This is a genomic window from Salinicola sp. 4072, from assembly GCF_036663415.1.
Lineage (GTDB): Bacteria > Pseudomonadota > Gammaproteobacteria > Pseudomonadales > Halomonadaceae > Salinicola > Salinicola salarius_A.
Window position 1 is genome coordinate 19,455 of record NZ_JAXOVV010000030.1, and the last position, 16,224, is coordinate 35,678.

At 62.9% G+C, this 16,224-nt stretch carries 12 protein-coding genes; 9 read left to right on the top strand and 3 right to left on the bottom strand.

All coding sequences use genetic code 11. The features are described 5' to 3' along the window. Positions 1-102: 102 nt before the first annotated feature. Complete coding sequence (typA, locus tag R3F72_RS16290; RefSeq protein WP_332780187.1) at positions 103-1,956, bottom strand: translational GTPase TypA; 1,854 nt, start codon at positions 1,954-1,956, stop codon at positions 103-105. Positions 1,957-2,512: 556 nt separating this feature from the next. Here typA and R3F72_RS16295 point away from each other — a divergent pair. After that, positions 2,513-3,076 carry a nucleotidyltransferase family protein gene (locus R3F72_RS16295; protein WP_332780188.1) on the top strand — a complete coding sequence of 188 codons (564 nt, stop codon included), beginning with the start codon at positions 2,513-2,515 and terminating at the stop codon, positions 3,074-3,076. Positions 3,077-3,096: 20 nt separating this feature from the next. On the opposite strand, the gene R3F72_RS16300 is transcribed toward R3F72_RS16295, so the two are convergent. Beyond that, positions 3,097-4,086 carry a polysaccharide deacetylase family protein gene (locus tag R3F72_RS16300; RefSeq protein WP_332780189.1) on the bottom strand — a complete coding sequence of 330 codons (990 nt, stop codon included), beginning with the start codon at positions 4,084-4,086 and terminating at the stop codon, positions 3,097-3,099. 421 nt (positions 4,087-4,507) lie between these two features. On the opposite strand from R3F72_RS16300, the gene glnA reads away from it, so the two are divergent. From glnA to R3F72_RS16325, 5 genes are all read left to right on the top strand, one after another. After that, the gene (glnA, locus tag R3F72_RS16305) at positions 4,508-5,914 is read left to right on the top strand and encodes a glutamate--ammonia ligase (RefSeq protein WP_332780190.1); all 1,407 of its coding nucleotides are present in this window, start codon (positions 4,508-4,510) and stop codon (positions 5,912-5,914) included. Positions 5,915-6,146: 232 nt separating this feature from the next. Next, positions 6,147-6,719, top strand: coding sequence for a DUF4124 domain-containing protein (locus tag R3F72_RS16310; RefSeq protein ID WP_332780191.1), 573 nt, complete (start codon positions 6,147-6,149; stop codon positions 6,717-6,719). Between the two features lie 141 nt (positions 6,720-6,860). Continuing rightward, a complete protein-coding gene (glnL, locus tag R3F72_RS16315; protein WP_332780192.1) occupies positions 6,861-7,904 on the top strand; it encodes a nitrogen regulation protein NR(II) in 1,044 nt (347 codons plus the stop codon). 199 nt (positions 7,905-8,103) lie between these two features. Next, positions 8,104-9,513, top strand: coding sequence for a nitrogen regulation protein NR(I) (gene glnG, locus R3F72_RS16320; protein ID WP_087720096.1), 1,410 nt, complete (start codon positions 8,104-8,106; stop codon positions 9,511-9,513). Between the two features lie 177 nt (positions 9,514-9,690). Next, a complete protein-coding gene (locus R3F72_RS16325) occupies positions 9,691-11,433 on the top strand; it encodes an alpha-glucosidase (protein WP_087720095.1) in 1,743 nt (580 codons plus the stop codon). Between the two features lie 58 nt (positions 11,434-11,491). Here R3F72_RS16325 and R3F72_RS16330 read toward each other — a convergent pair whose 3' ends face one another. Then, positions 11,492-12,604 (bottom strand): cobalamin-independent methionine synthase II family protein, encoded by a 1,113-nt coding sequence (locus R3F72_RS16330; protein WP_087720094.1) that lies wholly within the window; start codon positions 12,602-12,604, stop codon positions 11,492-11,494. A 98-nt stretch (positions 12,605-12,702) separates the two neighbouring features. Here R3F72_RS16330 and R3F72_RS16335 point away from each other — a divergent pair, with 98 nt between their 5' ends. The 3 genes from R3F72_RS16335 to R3F72_RS16345 all read left to right on the top strand — a co-directional run bounded on the left by R3F72_RS16335 (position 12,703) and on the right by R3F72_RS16345 (position 15,389). Beyond that, entirely contained in the window at positions 12,703-12,906 is a 204-nt protein-coding gene (locus tag R3F72_RS16335) for a hypothetical protein (RefSeq protein WP_143543299.1), read from the top strand. A 56-nt stretch (positions 12,907-12,962) separates the two neighbouring features. Further along, the gene (locus R3F72_RS16340) at positions 12,963-13,826 is read left to right on the top strand and encodes an isocitrate lyase/PEP mutase family protein (protein WP_087720093.1); all 864 of its coding nucleotides are present in this window, start codon (positions 12,963-12,965) and stop codon (positions 13,824-13,826) included. A 228-nt stretch (positions 13,827-14,054) separates the two neighbouring features. Beyond that, positions 14,055-15,389, top strand: a complete 1,335-nt coding sequence (locus R3F72_RS16345) for a deoxyguanosinetriphosphate triphosphohydrolase (RefSeq protein ID WP_087720092.1) — start codon at positions 14,055-14,057, stop codon at positions 15,387-15,389. Positions 15,390-16,224 lie beyond the last annotated feature (835 nt).

Consider the following 16,224-nt stretch of genomic DNA (forward strand, 5'->3'; position numbering starts at 1 on the left):
TCCCGGGACGGTCGTCTCGCGGGCAAGGGGGTGGATGCGACCTGGATCAAGAAAAACGAACCCGCCAGGAGTGGCGGGTCCGCGAAAGGGCCTCGACAGCGGTTACTTCTTCTTGGCGCGCTTGCGCTCGTTCTCGGTGAGGTGTTTCTTGCGCAGGCGGATATGGTTGGGGGTGACCTCGACCAGCTCGTCGTCGTCGAGGAACTCGATCGCCTGCTCGAGGGTGAAACGGACCGGCGGGGTGAGGACGAGGTTCTCGTCGTTGCCGGAGGCGCGCATGTTGTCGAGCTTCTTGGCCTTGGTGGGGTTGACCACCATGTCGTCGGCGCGGTTGTTGATACCGACCAGCATGCCTTCGTAGACCTCGGTGCCGTGATCGATGATCAGCTTACCGCGGTCCTGCAGCGCGTAGAGCGCGTAGGCCAGCGCCTTGCCGGAAACCATCGATACCAGGACGCCATTGCGCCGCTGCACGGCGGCATCGGGCTTGAGCGGGCCGTAGTGGTCGAAACGGCTGGTGAGGATGCCGGTGCCCGAGGTCAGGGTGAGGAACTGGCCACGGAAACCGATCAGCCCGCGGGCGGGGATGATGAAGTCCAGACGCACACGGCCCTTGCCGTCGGGGTTCATGTTGGTCAGCTCGCCCTTGCGGTAGCCGAGCTCTTCCATGACCGCGCCCTGATGCTGCTCCTCGCAGTCGATGATCACCTCTTCGTACGGCTCCTGCTTCTCGCCGTCGATCTCCTTGATGATCACTTCGGGGCGGCCCACGGCGAGTTCGTAGCCCTCGCGGCGCATGGTCTCGATCAGCACCGACAGGTGCAGTTCGCCGCGCCCGGAAACCTTGAACTTCTCGGCCGACTCGCCCTGCTCGACGCGCAGCGCGACGTTGTGGATCAGCTCCTGGTCGAGGCGATCCTTGATGTTGCGGCTGGTGACGTACTTGCCGTCCTTGCCGGCGAACGGCGAGTCGTTGACCTGGAAGGTCATCGACACCGTGGGCTCGTCGACGGTCAGGGGCGGCAGCGCCTCGACGGCATTGGGGTCGCACAGGGTATCGGAGATCGCCAGGTCCTCGATGCCGGTGATGCAGATGATGTCGCCGGCGGTGGCTTCCTCGGTCTGCACGCGCTCGAGGCCCATGTGGGTCATCACCTGGCCGATCTTGCCACGGCGGCTCTTGCCTTCCTTAGTGACAACGGTGACCTGCTGATTGGGCTTGACGCTACCGCGGGTGATGCGGCCCAGGCCGATGACGCCGACGTAGCTGGAGTAGTCGAGCGCCGAGATCTGCATCTGGAAGGGCGCGTCGAGCTCGACCCTGGGCGGCTCGACGATGTCGACGATCGACCGGAACATCGGCGTCATGTCCTCGGCGAGCTCCTCCGGTTCGGGACCGGCGATGCCGTTGAGCGCCGAGCAGTAGATGATCGGGAAGTCGAGCTGCTCGTCGGAGGCACCGAGGTTGTCGAACAGGTCGAAGATCTGGTCGATCACCCAGTCGGGGCGCGCGCCGGGGCGGTCGATCTTGTTGACCACGACGATCGGCTTGAGGCCCTGGTCGAAGGCCTTCTGGGTGACGAAGCGGGTCTGCGGCATCGGGCCGTCGACGGCATCGACCAGCAGCAGGACCGAGTCGACCATCGACATTACGCGCTCCACCTCGCCGCCGAAGTCGGCGTGCCCCGGCGTGTCGACGATGTTGATGTGGTAGACCTCGTCGTCGTCGGGTGCCTGCCAGCGGATCGCCGTGTTCTTGGCCAGGATGGTGATGCCGCGTTCCTTTTCCTGGTCGTTGGAGTCCATGATGCGCTCCTGCCCCTCGGCCTTGCGGTCCAGGGTGCCGGACTGGCTCAGGAGCTTGTCGACCAGTGTCGTCTTGCCATGGTCGACGTGGGCGATAATGGCAATGTTCCTAATGCTCTCGATGCGAGCGTTAGAGGCGTTGTCACTCATGGGGCGGTTTCCATCGTAAAATGTGTGCGCCCATGTCTAGGGGCTGTTGACGTTTCAGCGCGAACCGCGTTGCTGGGTCAAATGGCGCCAGGCCAGGCGCGGGATGCAGAGAAGGATGGTTCCCTTTTCCAATCCCGCAACGCCGCATGGCGCCATTTGCCGCGCAACCCGAAGGGCCGGGCCAATTTTTGCACGTTGCTGCGTTATTCGTCGTGCATTTGGGATGACCAAACTGCGCTCCTCACGCCTTGCCCCGCACAAAAACTGGCTCCGGCGCGGCCGTGCATGAAACGCCGACAGCCCCTAAGTCGATGATCCACGCTCTGCGCTGGATCGACGAGTCCCCTGGGCACTGAGTAGGAGGGTCGGGCGCGCATTGTACAGGCAAGCGCGCGACACTGGCTACTTTAGTCTATCGACGTAGCGCAAGATCTTTTTTCACGGCGATCCTGCGGGCGCGAGAGAAGGTCGTTTGCCCCGGACCCGGTTCTGGCGCGCCTTTTATTGTCATCACAACTAGCTGAAAAATAGCGGTTTTTATTCTTGCGAGGATCCCGTGGAAGACGCTGAGCAGATAGGCGAGTGGGTTCGTGCCGACGTCTGGCGCATGGAGGCGCTGCGCCAGGCGCGGTCGTTGTGCCTGCCCGACTGGTGCCTGGCCGCCGGCTTCGTGCGCAATCTGGTCTGGGACCGCCTGCACGGCTATTCGCCATCCACGCCGCTGAACGATATCGATCTGATCTATTTCGATCCGGCCTATTTCGATTCGGTCCATGCCGGCAAGCGCGCCGATCGCAAGTACGAACAGCGCCTGCAACGCGCCTCGACGCTGCCCTGGTCGGTCAAGAACCAGGCGCGAATGCACGAGCGCCACGGGCATCGTCCCTATGAATCTATAGAGGAAGCGCTGAGTGTCTGGGTCGAACGTGAAACTGCGGTGGGCGTCACGCTGGGCGATGATGATTGCCTCCGCCTGATCGCGCCGTTCGGCGTGGCCTCGCTGCTGGCCGGGCGGGTCACGCACAACCCTCGGCATGGCGATCGCGAGGTGTTTCGGCACCGTGTTGCCGCTAAGGGGTGGCAACGACGGTGGCCGAAGCTCGACATTCCCGAGCTTTGAAGCCGGGCTCTGCGGCAATCTCAGGAGCGCAGGTTGCCCAGCAGCCAGTCGAACAGCCGCCCGGGGCTGTTGGCGACCGGTTGGGTAATGACGAAACGGGGCAGGAGTACCGTATCGACCGGTGGCTCCAGCCAGCCCGTACGGCGAGTCAGCACGTGTTCGATGCCCGCGCCGGTCGCGAGCCGTGCCAGGTCGTCGTCCTCGCCGCCACCGGCATAGGCGGCGATGGGCAACGGATGGCGGCACAGAATGGCCAGCTGGTGCTGGCTCTCGCGTAGTTGGGCCAGCGCCCGGGCGTCCTGGGTCAGGAATCGTGGCGGCATCAGGCTGCCGAAACGGAAAAGCCCACCTTGCTCGAGCCGCCGGATGCTGAACGCGTCCAGCGACTCGCCGGAGACAATCGCGTCGGCGTTCAGCGTCGCGGCGACAGCATGCAACATGGCCGGCTTGTACGACTGGTCGAGCTCGTCAACGTAAGTCTTGATCGCTTGACTGTAATGCTCGTCCCGGCTGCCGGCGACAATCGGCGGCGCGGGCAGGCCGGCTTCGACCAGCTGCTGGGCGGCACGCTCGGCCGTGTCTTCATGCCATAGCGCTTCGCCGAACGCTTCATGCCAGGAGCTCCAGGCTCGCTGAGTGACCGGGCAGGGGAGAAAGACGTTGGCCGGCAGTGCCATGCGTTCCAGCGTGGGTGCAACCTGTTTGAGCGTGTCACGCCAGCCGCCGTCGAACGTGAGTGCGATGCGGGGCAACTGATCGTGATGAAGCTGCAGCACGCTCTCCAGACTGACGATCTGCGCGCTGTCGCTGAGACTTTCCAGCAGCTTTTGAAAACTGTCCGGGCCCAGACACCAATCGGCGCGGTGGGGCAGGCGTGCCTCGGCTTCATCATCCAGTACCCGGCGCAGTGCGAGAATAGCGCTTCGGCCCCATAGCGGCTCGCTGAGATTGAGACGCCAGTGACCGCGTAGGCGCTGTACCACATCCTGTGTGCGATCCAGCCTAGGCATGGGTAGTTCCATTACTGAGTCATTGATCGCCATGAGTCACGGCGCGTACGAACAGTATCCGTCGCCTATCGGGTTTCGGCAAAGTTTCCGGCGACGACTCAATGCTCCATATTAGTGCATATGGGTGAAGTGGTGCGCCAAGTTGGTGCTTTCAGCGATTCGTGATCCGGCGGGATGAACGGTTTGCGTGCATTCAGTCGCCGCTTAGCCTACGAATGGATGTTAAAATTATCTTTCTCGTCATGCGGTTATATCAGTCGCTCACTGTCCTGCTTCATTTTGGCACATTCTCTGCATAGCTATGTAAAAACGGTGTGCGCGTGGGCAAGAGCGCTAACTTCGTGCTACAAAACACACATGCCAAAAAACGGTGTTGGATATTCGCCAACGAATCGAGCCATGGCTCACAGTGGAGGACAACATGTCTGAGAAAACCCTCGCCCTTATCGAAGAACACGACGTCAAGTGGGTGGATCTGCGCTTTACCGATACCAAGGGCAAGGAGCAGCACGTCACGATTCCTGCCAGTGCTGTCGATGCGGAATTCTTTGAAGATGGTCAGATGTTCGACGGCTCCTCCATCGAAGGCTGGAAGGGCATCAACGAGTCCGACATGATTCTGCGTCCGGAAGACGGGACTGCCTTCCTCGATCCGTTCACCGAAGACTCCACGCTGATCCTGCGCTGCGACATCATCGAGCCGGCCACCATGCAGGGCTACGAGCGCGATCCGCGCTCCATCGCCAAGCGTGCCGAAGCCTATCTGAACAGCACCGGCCTGGGCGACACCGCTTTCTTCGGTCCGGAGCCCGAGTTCTTCATCTTCGACGAAGTGCATTGGAAGACCGATATCGAAGGCTCCATGTACAAGATCTCTTCCGAAGAGGGTGCCTGGTCCACCGATCGTCAGGTCGAAGGTGGCAACCTGGCCCACCGTCCGCGCGTCAAGGGTGGTTATTTCCCCGTGCCGCCGGTCGACAGCTTCCACGATATCCGCAGCGCAATGTGTAACACGCTGCAGGCGATCGGCCAGAGCGTCGAAGTGCATCACCACGAGGTGGCCAACGCCGGTCAGAACGAAATCGGCGTCAAGTTCAACACCCTGGTGAAGAAGGCCGACGAAGTTCAGGAGATGAAGTACGTCATCCACAACGTGGCGCACGCCTACGGCAAGACGGCAACCTTCATGCCCAAGCCGCTGGTCGGTGACAACGGTTCCGGGATGCACGTTCACCAGTCCTTCTGGAAAGATGGCCAGAACCAGTTCGCGGGCGACGAGTACGCCGGTCTGTCCGAAATGGCGCTGTACTACATTGGCGGCATCATCAAGCACGCACGCGCGCTGAACGCCTTCACCAACGCTTCGACGAACTCCTACAAGCGTCTGGTGCCGGGCTTCGAAGCGCCGGTCATGCTCGCCTACAGTGCGCGTAACCGCTCTGCGTCAATTCGTATTCCGTACACTTCCAACCCGAAGGGCAAGCGCGTCGAGACTCGCTTCCCCGACCCGACCGCCAACCCGTACCTGGCGTTCGCGGCGATGCTGATGGCCGGTATCGACGGCATCAAGAACAAGATTCACCCTGGCGATGCCATGGACAAGAACTTGTACGATCTGCCGCCGGAAGAAGGCAAGAAGGTCCCGACCGTGGCCACCAGCCTCGATCAGGCGCTGGAAGCACTCGACGCCGATCGCGCCTTCCTGACCGAAGGTAACGTGTTCACCGACGACATGATCGATGCCTACATCGAGCTGAAGAACGAAGACGTCGAGCGCCTGCGTCTGGCGACGCATCCGGTCGAGTTCGACCTCTACTACAGTGTCTGAGGTTCACACCTTGGCCTGACGAAAAGCCCCACCTCGGTGGGGCTTTTTCGTTCGTGGAGCGTCCTGCTTTTGCCGGCTCTTGGCCTCTTGCCGAAAGATCTGCACGAGGAGTCCGTCGGCCCGGGCGTAGGGAGGCACCGGGGGCCAAGGCGAGCCGGACACATTCAGGCCCTGGCCGGTATCGGCCGATAAACCGGTGTCATGATCGGTGGGCGACAAGGAGAGGATAACGATGCAAGCACGACGGGTTGGGTGGATGGTCGGCGGTGTGGCGGCGCTGATTGTGGCGTTGCCGGCACTGGCGGCCCCGGTCTATCGGCATGTCGATGCCAACGGCAACGTGGTCTATAGCGACGAGCCCGGACAGGGCAACCGGGTCGATCTCAAGCCCATTACGGTGGTCGATCCGGCAGAGGTCGAAAGCCGCTCGCGCCCGGCCGAGTCGACGCCGACATCGCCTTCGGCGGTCGACTACGAGCGCTTTGCGATCACCAGCCCGAGCAATGGCGAGACCCTGCCGACCGGCCAGGGCGGCAACGTTCAGGTGCAATTGGCGATCGAGCCCGAACTGCAGCCGGGCGACCGGGTTCAGCTCCGGGTCGACGGCAAGGTGAGTCAATCGCCGATGCATACCAGCGTGTTCGCGCTGAGCCAGCTCGAGCGCGGCGAGCACCAGATCCAGGCTGAGCTGCTGGACGCTCAGGGCCAGGTGCGGCTGTCGACGCCAGCGGTGACGCTCTACGTCCAGCGGGCCAGCGTCAACCTGCCCGCCAATCCCAATAACCCGAATTCGAATAATCGATAGGCAGCGATTTGAGAATTGCACCATTTTGGTGAATGAAGACTTGGTTGCTATTGAGCGTTTCCCGGTCCTGAGCGAAATCGGGGAGTGGCGCGGTTTTTGCACTGTATAAGCACATACCGGATCACCACGATGGAACGACGCATGTATCAACGTTTGCTGGAGCACTTGACGACCGCCGTCCTGCTACTCGACGAGCATCTGCACGTGCGCTGGCTCAACCCTGCCGCCGAGGCGCTACTGGCCGCGAGCCGGCCCCGGGTGGTCGGTCATTGGCTGGAGTGCTTGAACGGCGAGGACGGCAGCATCCGACAGGTGCTGCTCAAGGCGATGCAGGAGTTTCATCCCTACACGCAGCGGGAAGCGGCGATGGTGCTGACCGCCGGGGAAGTGATCACGGTGGATTTCACCGCGACGCCGATCACCAGCCGCGAACTGCTGCTCGAGATCGAGCCGCGGGATCGGCTATTGCGAATTTCCCGCGAGGAGGCGCTGATCGCACGCCAGGAGACGGTCAAGGTGCTGATGCGCGGCCTCGCCCACGAGGTCAAGAATCCACTGGGTGGCATCCGCGGCGCCGCGCAGTTGCTGGAGCGGGATCTCCCCGATCCGCAGTTGGCCGAATTCACCCGAATCATCGTCGAGGAGGCGGATCGCCTGCGGGATCTGGTCGATCGCATGCTGGGCCCGAATACGCTGGTGCACCACGAGCCGCTCAATGTGCACAAGGTGCTGGAGCGGGTGCGGGCGCTGCTCGAGGCGGAGCATCATCAACTGAGATTCGAGCGCGATTACGACCCCAGCATGCCGGATCTGGTCGGCGACGAGCCGCAGTTGATTCAGGCCGTCCTCAACATTGCGCGTAATGCGGTTCAAGCCATGGAAGAGTTCGGAACGCCCGAGCCGCGCCTGCTGCTGCGTACCCGGGTTCGCCGTCAGTTCACCCTGGGCGCCGAGCGCCACCGGCTGGTGTGTGAAGTCGCGATCGTCGACAACGGCCCGGGCATTCCGGAGCACATCCGCGAGACGCTGTTCTTCCCCATGGTCTCCGGTCGCGCCGAGGGTAGCGGCCTGGGATTGTCGATCGCGCAGTCGATTCTGCATCAGCATCAGGGGTTGATCGAATGCGAATCCCAGCCGGGCGCCACGGAGTTCCGGCTGCTGATCCCGTTCGAGGCGCAGCAGTGAGATTGGCCGCATCCCTTCTTCGTACGCGAGCGCCTCGACCGGGTCGTGCGCGCGGGCCGTTGGCCCATGTTGTCGCGAGTCCCGAAGTTGTCGCGAGTCCCGAAGTTGTCGCGAGTCCCGAAGTTGTCGCGAGTCCCGAAGTTGTCGAGAGTACCGAAGTCGCTGAGAGCGCGATTCACCGTTCTGCTGGAGAACTGCCATGACTGAAGTCGCCCGTATCGCGATCGTCGACGACGATCGTGCGATTCGCTGGGTTCTGGAAAGGGCACTGGCACAGCCGGATCTGGAAGTGCAATCCTTCGAGCGGGCCGATGCTGCGCTCGAGTCGATCGAACGCAACCCGCCGGACGTGCTGCTGACCGACATTCGCATGCCGGGGCTCGACGGGCTCGATCTGATGGCAAAAGTCCGCCAGATGCATCCCGACCTTCCCGTGATCGTGATGACGGCGCACTCCGACCTGGACAGTGCCGTGGCGTCCTATCAGGGTGGCGCGTTCGAATACCTGCCCAAGCCGTTCGATGTCGACGATGCGCTGGCGCTGGTTCGGCGCGGGGTGGCGCACGCCCGCGAGCGGCGTTCTCCCGCGGCGATGCCGGAGGGTCTGTCCGCCGAGATCATCGGTGAAGCGCCGGCGATGCAGGAGGTGTTCCGGGCGATCGGCCGGCTGTCGCAGTCGCACATCACGGTGCTGATCAATGGCGAATCGGGCACCGGCAAGGAGCGCGTCGCCCAGGCGTTGCACCAGCACAGCCCGCGCAGCGGACACCCGTTCATCGCGCTCAACATGGCCGCGATCCCCAAGGATCTGATGGAATCCGAGCTGTTCGGCCACGAAAAGGGGGCGTTCACCGGCGCTGCCGCCCAGCGGCGCGGGCGTTTCGAGCAGGCCGATGGCGGCACGCTGTTTCTGGACGAGATCGGCGACATGCCCGCCGATACCCAGACGCGCCTGCTGCGCGTGCTGGCGGACGGCGAGTTCTACCGGGTCGGGGGGCACGTGCCGGTCAAGGTGGATGTGCGGATCATCGCCGCGACGCACCAGAACCTGGAAAAACTGGTGACGGATGGGCGCTTCCGCGAGGATCTGTTCCACCGGCTCAACGTGATTCGCGTCCATCTGCCCCGACTGTCAGAGCGCCGCGAGGATATTCCGCGCCTGGCCCAGCACTTTCTCGCCGAGGCTGCCAAGGAGCTCTCGGCCGAGTCCAAGGTGCTGACCAAGGAGGCCGAGACGCATTTGACACGCCTACCCTGGCCCGGCAACGTTCGACAGCTGGAAAACACCTGTCGCTGGCTTACCGTGATGGCTTCCGGCCGTGAAGTGCTGGTCGACGACCTGCCGCCGGAGCTGCGCGAACTCGAAGGGAGCGAGACGCCGAGCGGCGACTGGCGCAACGCGTTCCGGGAATGGGCCGATCGGGCATTGGCCTCGGGTCACACGCACCTGCTCGAAGAGGCGGTGCCGGATTTCGAGCGGATCCTGATCGAGACCGCCCTGAAGCATACCGGCGGACGCAAGGGCGAGGCTGCCGAACTGCTGGGCTGGGGGCGCAATACGCTGACGCGCAAGGTCAAGGTGCTGTTGCCGGCACTGGCCGACGAATAGCGCCGGGAGCGCTCCGTCATCATTGCCGTGGCTACCGTTCGTCGGCCTGTCAGCCGGCGGAGCCGCAGGCTCGCGGGTCGAGTCTCCGAACGCGTTCGGGCGACGTCCGGTGGATCGCCGGGCATCGTCCTGGCAGGTTGAAGGCCATGATCAATATTCACCAACGTGGGGAGTTCCATGTTCGACTCGACCCAATGGTGGCGTGGCAGCGTCATCTACCAGATCTATCCCCGAAGTTTCATGGATGCGCGTGGCGACGGCATCGGCGATCTTCCCGGGATCACTGCCAAGCTGGACTACGTGGCCGAACTGGGTGTCGATGCGATCTGGATTTCACCGTTCTTTCCGTCGCCGATGAAAGACTTCGGCTACGACGTGACCGATTATCGCGGCGTCGATCCGATGTTCGGCTCCTTTCACGATTTCCAGATGCTGCTCGAGCGCGCCCACGGGCTGGGGCTGAAAGTGATCATCGATCTGGTGCTGAGCCATACCTCCGATCAGCACCACTGGTTTTTGCAGAGCCGAAGTTCCCGCGACAATCAGCGCGCCGACTGGTACGTCTGGGCCGATCCCAAACCCGACGGCACGGCGCCGAACAACTGGCTGTCGTTCTTCAGCGGCAGCGCCTGGACCTTCGACAGCCGGCGCCGCCAGTACTACCTGCACAACTTCCTCTCCTGCCAGCCGGATCTCAACTTCCACAACCCGGCGGTGCGCAAGGAGCAGCTCGATAACGCCCGTTTCTGGCTCGATCTCGGCGTCGACGGCTTCCGCCTGGATACCTCGAACTTCTACTTCCACAGCCTGGGCCTGCAGGACAACCCGGCGCTGGGCAGCGGCGAGCTGAAGACCCCCAGCGTGCCGGCATCGAACCCCTATTCGATGCAGCGGCATCAGTTCGACATCAGCCAACCGGAGAACATCGGGTTTCTGAACGAACTGCGCGCGCTGATGGACGAGTATCCCGGCACCATGACGGTAGGAGAGATCTCCGACGACAGGCCGCTGGAGCGCATGGTCGAGTACACCATCGGCGATGATCGCCTGCACATGGCGTATACCTTCGATCTGTTCGATGCCGAGTTCAGCGCCCAGCGGCTGCGCGACATCATCGAGCATTTCCAGTATTACGCGGGCGACGCCTGGCCCTGCTGGGCGCTCTCCAACCATGACGTCATGCGCGTCGTGTCCCGCTGGACCGAGCACGAGAACCTGGAACAGCACGGGCCGCTGGTGGCCAAGGTCGCCACGGTCATGCTCTGCTCGCTCTATGGCAGCATCTGTCTCTATCAGGGCGAGGAACTGGGATTGCCGGAGGCGGACGTGCCCTATGAGCGGCTGGTCGACCCGTATGGGCTGGCGCTATGGCCGGAGTACAAGGGGCGCGACGGCTGTCGCACGCCGATGCCATGGGCGAGCGGCGAGCACGGCGGCTTCACGTCGGTGGAGCCGTGGTTGCCGGTGGACGGGCATCATCGTCAGCTGTCGGTCGAGAAGCAGCATGCCGATGCGGAAAGCACCCTGAACGTGACGCGGCAGTTCCTGCGCTGGCGCAAGTCTCAATCGGCGATGGTCGACGGGACGCTGATCCTGAGCGACTTCGACGACGAACTGCTGGGCTGGCTGCGGGTCTCTCACGATCAGGCGATCCTGGTGGTCTTCAACCTTACCGAGGAATCGCGTTCCACCAGTCTGCCGGCCGGGGCCGGCGAGATCATCTATCAGGCCGGATTCACGGCGCAGCTGAGCGAAGGCAGGTTGACGTTACCGGCCTTTCAGGCGGCGTTCGTGCATATCGACCGGGAGAGCATCGATCCCAGAGCGCTGATCGAGCAGGAGCCCGATCCCGAGCGGAAAGGCTTTCTCAGCCGTCTGCTGGGGTCGCTCATTCGCCACGACGAAAGCGAGCCCCGCTAGCCGGCGGCCCTGCCGGGGAGACGTTGCATCTCCCCGGCAGGGCCGATCTTCCGGGCGTTCAGCCCTGGCCCCAGTAGGCGTTGGCGATCTCCAGCGTCAGCCGGATCTTGTCCCACTGCGCCTGCTCGGCAAGGTTGTTGCCTTCTTCGGTGGAGGCGAAGCCGCATTGCGGGCTCAGGCAGAGCTGCTGCTTGTCGACGAACTGCGTGGCCTCGTCGAGACGCGCCCGGACGGCCTGCGGATCCTCGAGTTCGCCCACCTTGGTGGTGATCAGGCCGAGCACCGCCTGCTGGTGCCCTTCCGGAATGAAGCGCAGCGGATCGAAGCTGCCGGCACGGTCGCTGTCGTACTCGAGGAACCAGGCATCCACGCCGACCTTGCCGAACAGTGTCTCCGCCACCGGCTCGTAGCCGCCTTCGCTGATCCAGGTCGAGCGGAAGTTGCCGCGGCAGACATGGAGCGAAACATAGAGGTCGTCCGGCTTGTCGGCCAGGGCGTGATTGATCATCTCGGCGTAGATCGCCTGCAACTGGTCCGGGTCGTCGCCGCGATCCCGCGCGGCCTGCAGCTCCTTCTCGGAGCAGAGGTAAGCCCAGACGGTGTCGTCCAGCTGCAAATAGCGGCAGCCGGCCTCGTAGAATGCGCGGATGGCATCGCGATAGGCGTCGGCGGTATCGGCGAAGAAGGCATCCAGGCTGGGATAGACGCCGCTATCGATCTTTTTGCGACCGCCACGGAAGTGCAGCACGCTGGGGCTGGGGATCGTCATCTTGGGCATGACGTTGGCGACGCCGGCCAGATAGCGGAAATGATCCAGCATCGGATGTTCGGGGTTGAAGCCGACCTTGCCGTCGACGCGGATCTGCTTGGCACTCGTCTGCACGCCCTGGAACTGGATGCCCTGCTCGCCCTGGTATCCCGTGACGCCATCGAGCTCTTCGAGGAAATCGAAGTGCCACCAGGCACGGCGGAATTCGCCGTCGGTCACCACCTGAAGACCGGCGGCTTCCTGCTGTTCGACCACGCGACGAATTTCCTCATCCTCGATCCTTTCAAGTACCGAGGCATCGATGGCGCCGCGCTGAAATTGGACGCGGGCTTCCTTCAGTGCGGCTGGGCGCAGAAAGCTGCCGACGATATCGGCTCGGAATGGGGGATGCGTTTGCGACATGAGGTTTCCTTTCGAGAGGCGCCGACCCGATGGTGGCACGTGGATCAAATAACGATACTGAGGCCGCTAATGATGCGGGTTGGAGGGGATTTCGGCCAATGAAGCGCGCTCACGATCATCATGCATGGCATTCATCGATCGTCAGGCGGCGCCCCGGTACCAGCGTCGTTTCTCAAACTTTAGTGGTAGGATTGTCGGTCCGCGCCGATGCCTTCATCGCGGTTTCATCGGCTATCGGCGGGCGCCCGAGTTGTGCCAAGGGCGAAAGCAGCGCCTTCATGAAAACCATGTTTCCAGGATGAAAGACAGGTCCTCTGGGAAGCAAAGCCCGCAAGGGTGATAGAGACAGGAGTGTTTCGTGACAACCCCCTCGCAACACGATTTACGTAACGCGTTCCGCAAGCTGCTGGCCAGCGACGCGTGCTACTACACGGCGTCGGTCTTCGATCCGATGTCGGCTCGTATCGCCGCCGATCTCGATTTCGAAGTCGGCATTCTCGGGGGCTCGGTCGCCTCGCTGCAGGTACTGGCGGCACCGGACTTCGCCTTGATCACGCTGAGCGAGTTCGTCGAGCAGGCGACCCGCATCGGCCGCGTGGCCCGCCTGCCGGTGATCGCCGACGCCGATCATGGCTATGGCAACGCGCTCAACGTGATGCGCACGATCACCGAACTCGAGCGTGCCGGCGTGGCGGCGTTGACCATCGAAGACACCCTGCTGCCGGCGCAGTACGGCCACAAGTCGACCGATCTGATTCCGGTCGAAGAGGGGGTCGGCAAGATGCGTGCGGCACTCGAGGCGCGTATCGATCCTGCCATGTCGATCATCGCGCGCACCCATGCCGGCCAGCTCGACGACGATGCCGCCATCGCGCGCATTCGTGCCTACCAGGCCGCCGGTGTCGATGCCATCTGCCTGGTCGGCGTGCGGGATTTCGAGCATCTGGAAACGCTTGCCGCCCCGCTGACGGTGCCCTTGATGCTGGTCACCTACGACAACCCGGCGCTGCGCGATCGTGCACGTTTGGCCAAGCTCGGCGTGCGCATCGTCGTCAACGGCCACGCGGCCTACTTCGCGGCGATCAAGGCGACCTACGACTGCCTGCGCGAGCAGCGCAACATCGCCACCAACGATCTGGATGCCTCGCAGCTGTCGACGCGTTATTCGACGCTCGACGAGTATCGGATCTGGGCGCGCGAGTACATGGACGTGAAAGAATAGCGACGAGCTGCGAGCCAAGAGCCAAGAGCCAAGAGCCAAGAGCAGGGATGATGGGCCGCAAGCCGGGCGTGGGTGCTTTTCTTTCCGCGACCCGGGCGGCATCCTAGTCGGTCGAAGCCCGAAGCCCGAAGCCCGAAGCCCGAAGCCCGAAGCCCGAAGCCCGAAGCCCGAAGCCCGAAGCCCGAAGCCCGAAGCCCGAAGCTGCCTTTACTGTTAACGGAGACCGCGATGACCACCATGCAATGGGAGCGCCTGCTCGATCCCGTCCGTCTGCACGATGCCCGGACCTCGCGTGGTGAAATCGGTCGCAGCCCTTTCCACAAGGACTACGATCGCATCGTCTTCTCCGGCTCCTTCCGCCGGCTCGGGCGCAAGACCCAGGTCCACCCGCTGACCGACAACGATCATATCCACACCCGGTTGACGCATTCGATCGAGGTGGGCTGCGTCGGCCGCAGCCTGGGGATGATCGTCGGCGAGCAGCTGCGCGACAGCCTGCCGGGCTGGGTGACGCCTGCCGATCTCGGCGTGATCGTCCAGGCGGCCTGCCTGGGGCACGACATTGGCAATCCGCCGTTCGGCCACGCCGGCGAGTACGCGATACGAGACTGGTTCAAGTGGGCCGAGCTGCAGGGCAGTGGCCTGCTGGAAGGGCTCGACGACGCGCAGCGCCGCGATCTGCTGACCTACGAGGGTAACGCCCAGGGGTTCCGGGTCGTGACCCAGATCGAGTACAACCAGTTTCGGGGCGGCATGCGGCTCTCCGCCGCGACGCTGGGCACCCTGCTCAAGTATCCGTGGACGGTCGAGCACGGTGGCCAGATGGGCAAGTTCGGTTGCTACCAGTCCGAGAAGCAGCTACTGGTCGAGGTGGCCGAGCGTCTGGGGCTGAAGGCGGTCGGCGAGTCGAAGTGGTGCCGGCATCCGCTGGCCTACCTGGTCGAGGCCGCGGACGATATCTGCTATGCGCTGCTCGATCTGGAGGATGGTCTGGAGATGGGCATCCTGCGCTATGAGGAAGTCGCGCAGGTACTGCTGCAGATCGCCGGCGAGCCGCCGGCCGGCTACGAGCAGATGGCCGTCGATGGTGTATCCCAGCGTCGACGGATCGCGGCGCTTCGCGGAGCGGCGATGGAGCGGGCGGTCAATGAAGTCGGTGATGTCTTCGTCCAGCACGAAAGGGCGCTGCTCAATGGCACGCTGAACGATGATCTGCTCGAGCTGTGCCACCCGGACCTGACCTGGGGCGTCTCCTCGGCCAAGCAATTGGCCCGCGAGCGCATCTTCCAGAACGAGCGCAAGGCCAAGCTCGAGATCGGCGCCTACACCACGCTCGGCATCCTGCTCGAGGCATTCATCGGGGCAGCCCACGAGCTGCATCACACTGGCCAATCGTCCTTCAAGCATCAGCGTGTGCTGGCGCTGATCGGCGAAAATACGCCGAAGCCGAACTGGCCCCTGTATGACAGTTACCGCCGGATGCTCGACTTCATCGGTGGCATGACCGACCACTATGCCGTCGAGCTCGCTCAGGAAATGGGCGGACGCCTCAAGGCGGAGTAAGTCCTCGCTCTCTTTTCATCTCTCTTTCGACTCCTTTTCCCTTCCCTTTTTCTTCCCGCGGCGACGTCGGATCCGTATCCGGCGTCGTCGCTTTCGATGCTCTGACCCTTGCGGGTGCATGAGAGTCTGACGGTGCGGCTGTTGAAAGTTGATCCATAACGCCGTATTTTAATTGAACGGTCAATCAATAAAAAATTACGTCATCGGTAGCGTCGTCGATACCGAATGGCGTCGGCGCCAGCGTGCGTCGAAACTGCGTGCCAACCTGCCGAGTCTTCGAGAGTTTCATGTGAAGCGCTTTGACATGAAGCGCTTTGACATGAAGCGCCTTGAAGCGGAGGGCTGTGAATTCGAGCGGTAGAAATAGCGCTCGCATTTGTGCAGCGATGAATCATAGTTCAAGCATTGGCTCGGCCCGATACCGGGCGTTCGCAGGAGCACCGGCAAGCAGTGATAGCGACTCCCTGGCCAAGTGTCCTGCGTGGCAAGGCAAGAGGCCGGGGAGAATGGGTCGGGTCGGCGGCTTTCGTTGAAGACAGCGATGGATTCAACGACCGAATTCGATTTGACTCGATCCGAGGTCGCAAGACCTCGCGGCGGTAAAACGGAAACGAGTGAAGGGCCATTATCGCGCAGCGACCCCCGCAGGCCGGTACGGGCTTACGGGGCGCCCTGATCTCTCGTCAACGCAAACTATCTGAACATGATCCCGGCTTATTCATGAGGCCGGCCCGAAAACGAAGATAGCGGATGGTATTCTCTTGAAAATTCAGTGTGTTCCGCCAAGAATCTGAACCAAGAGAGCCATCCGCTATGGGTGAAAGCCTATCCACCT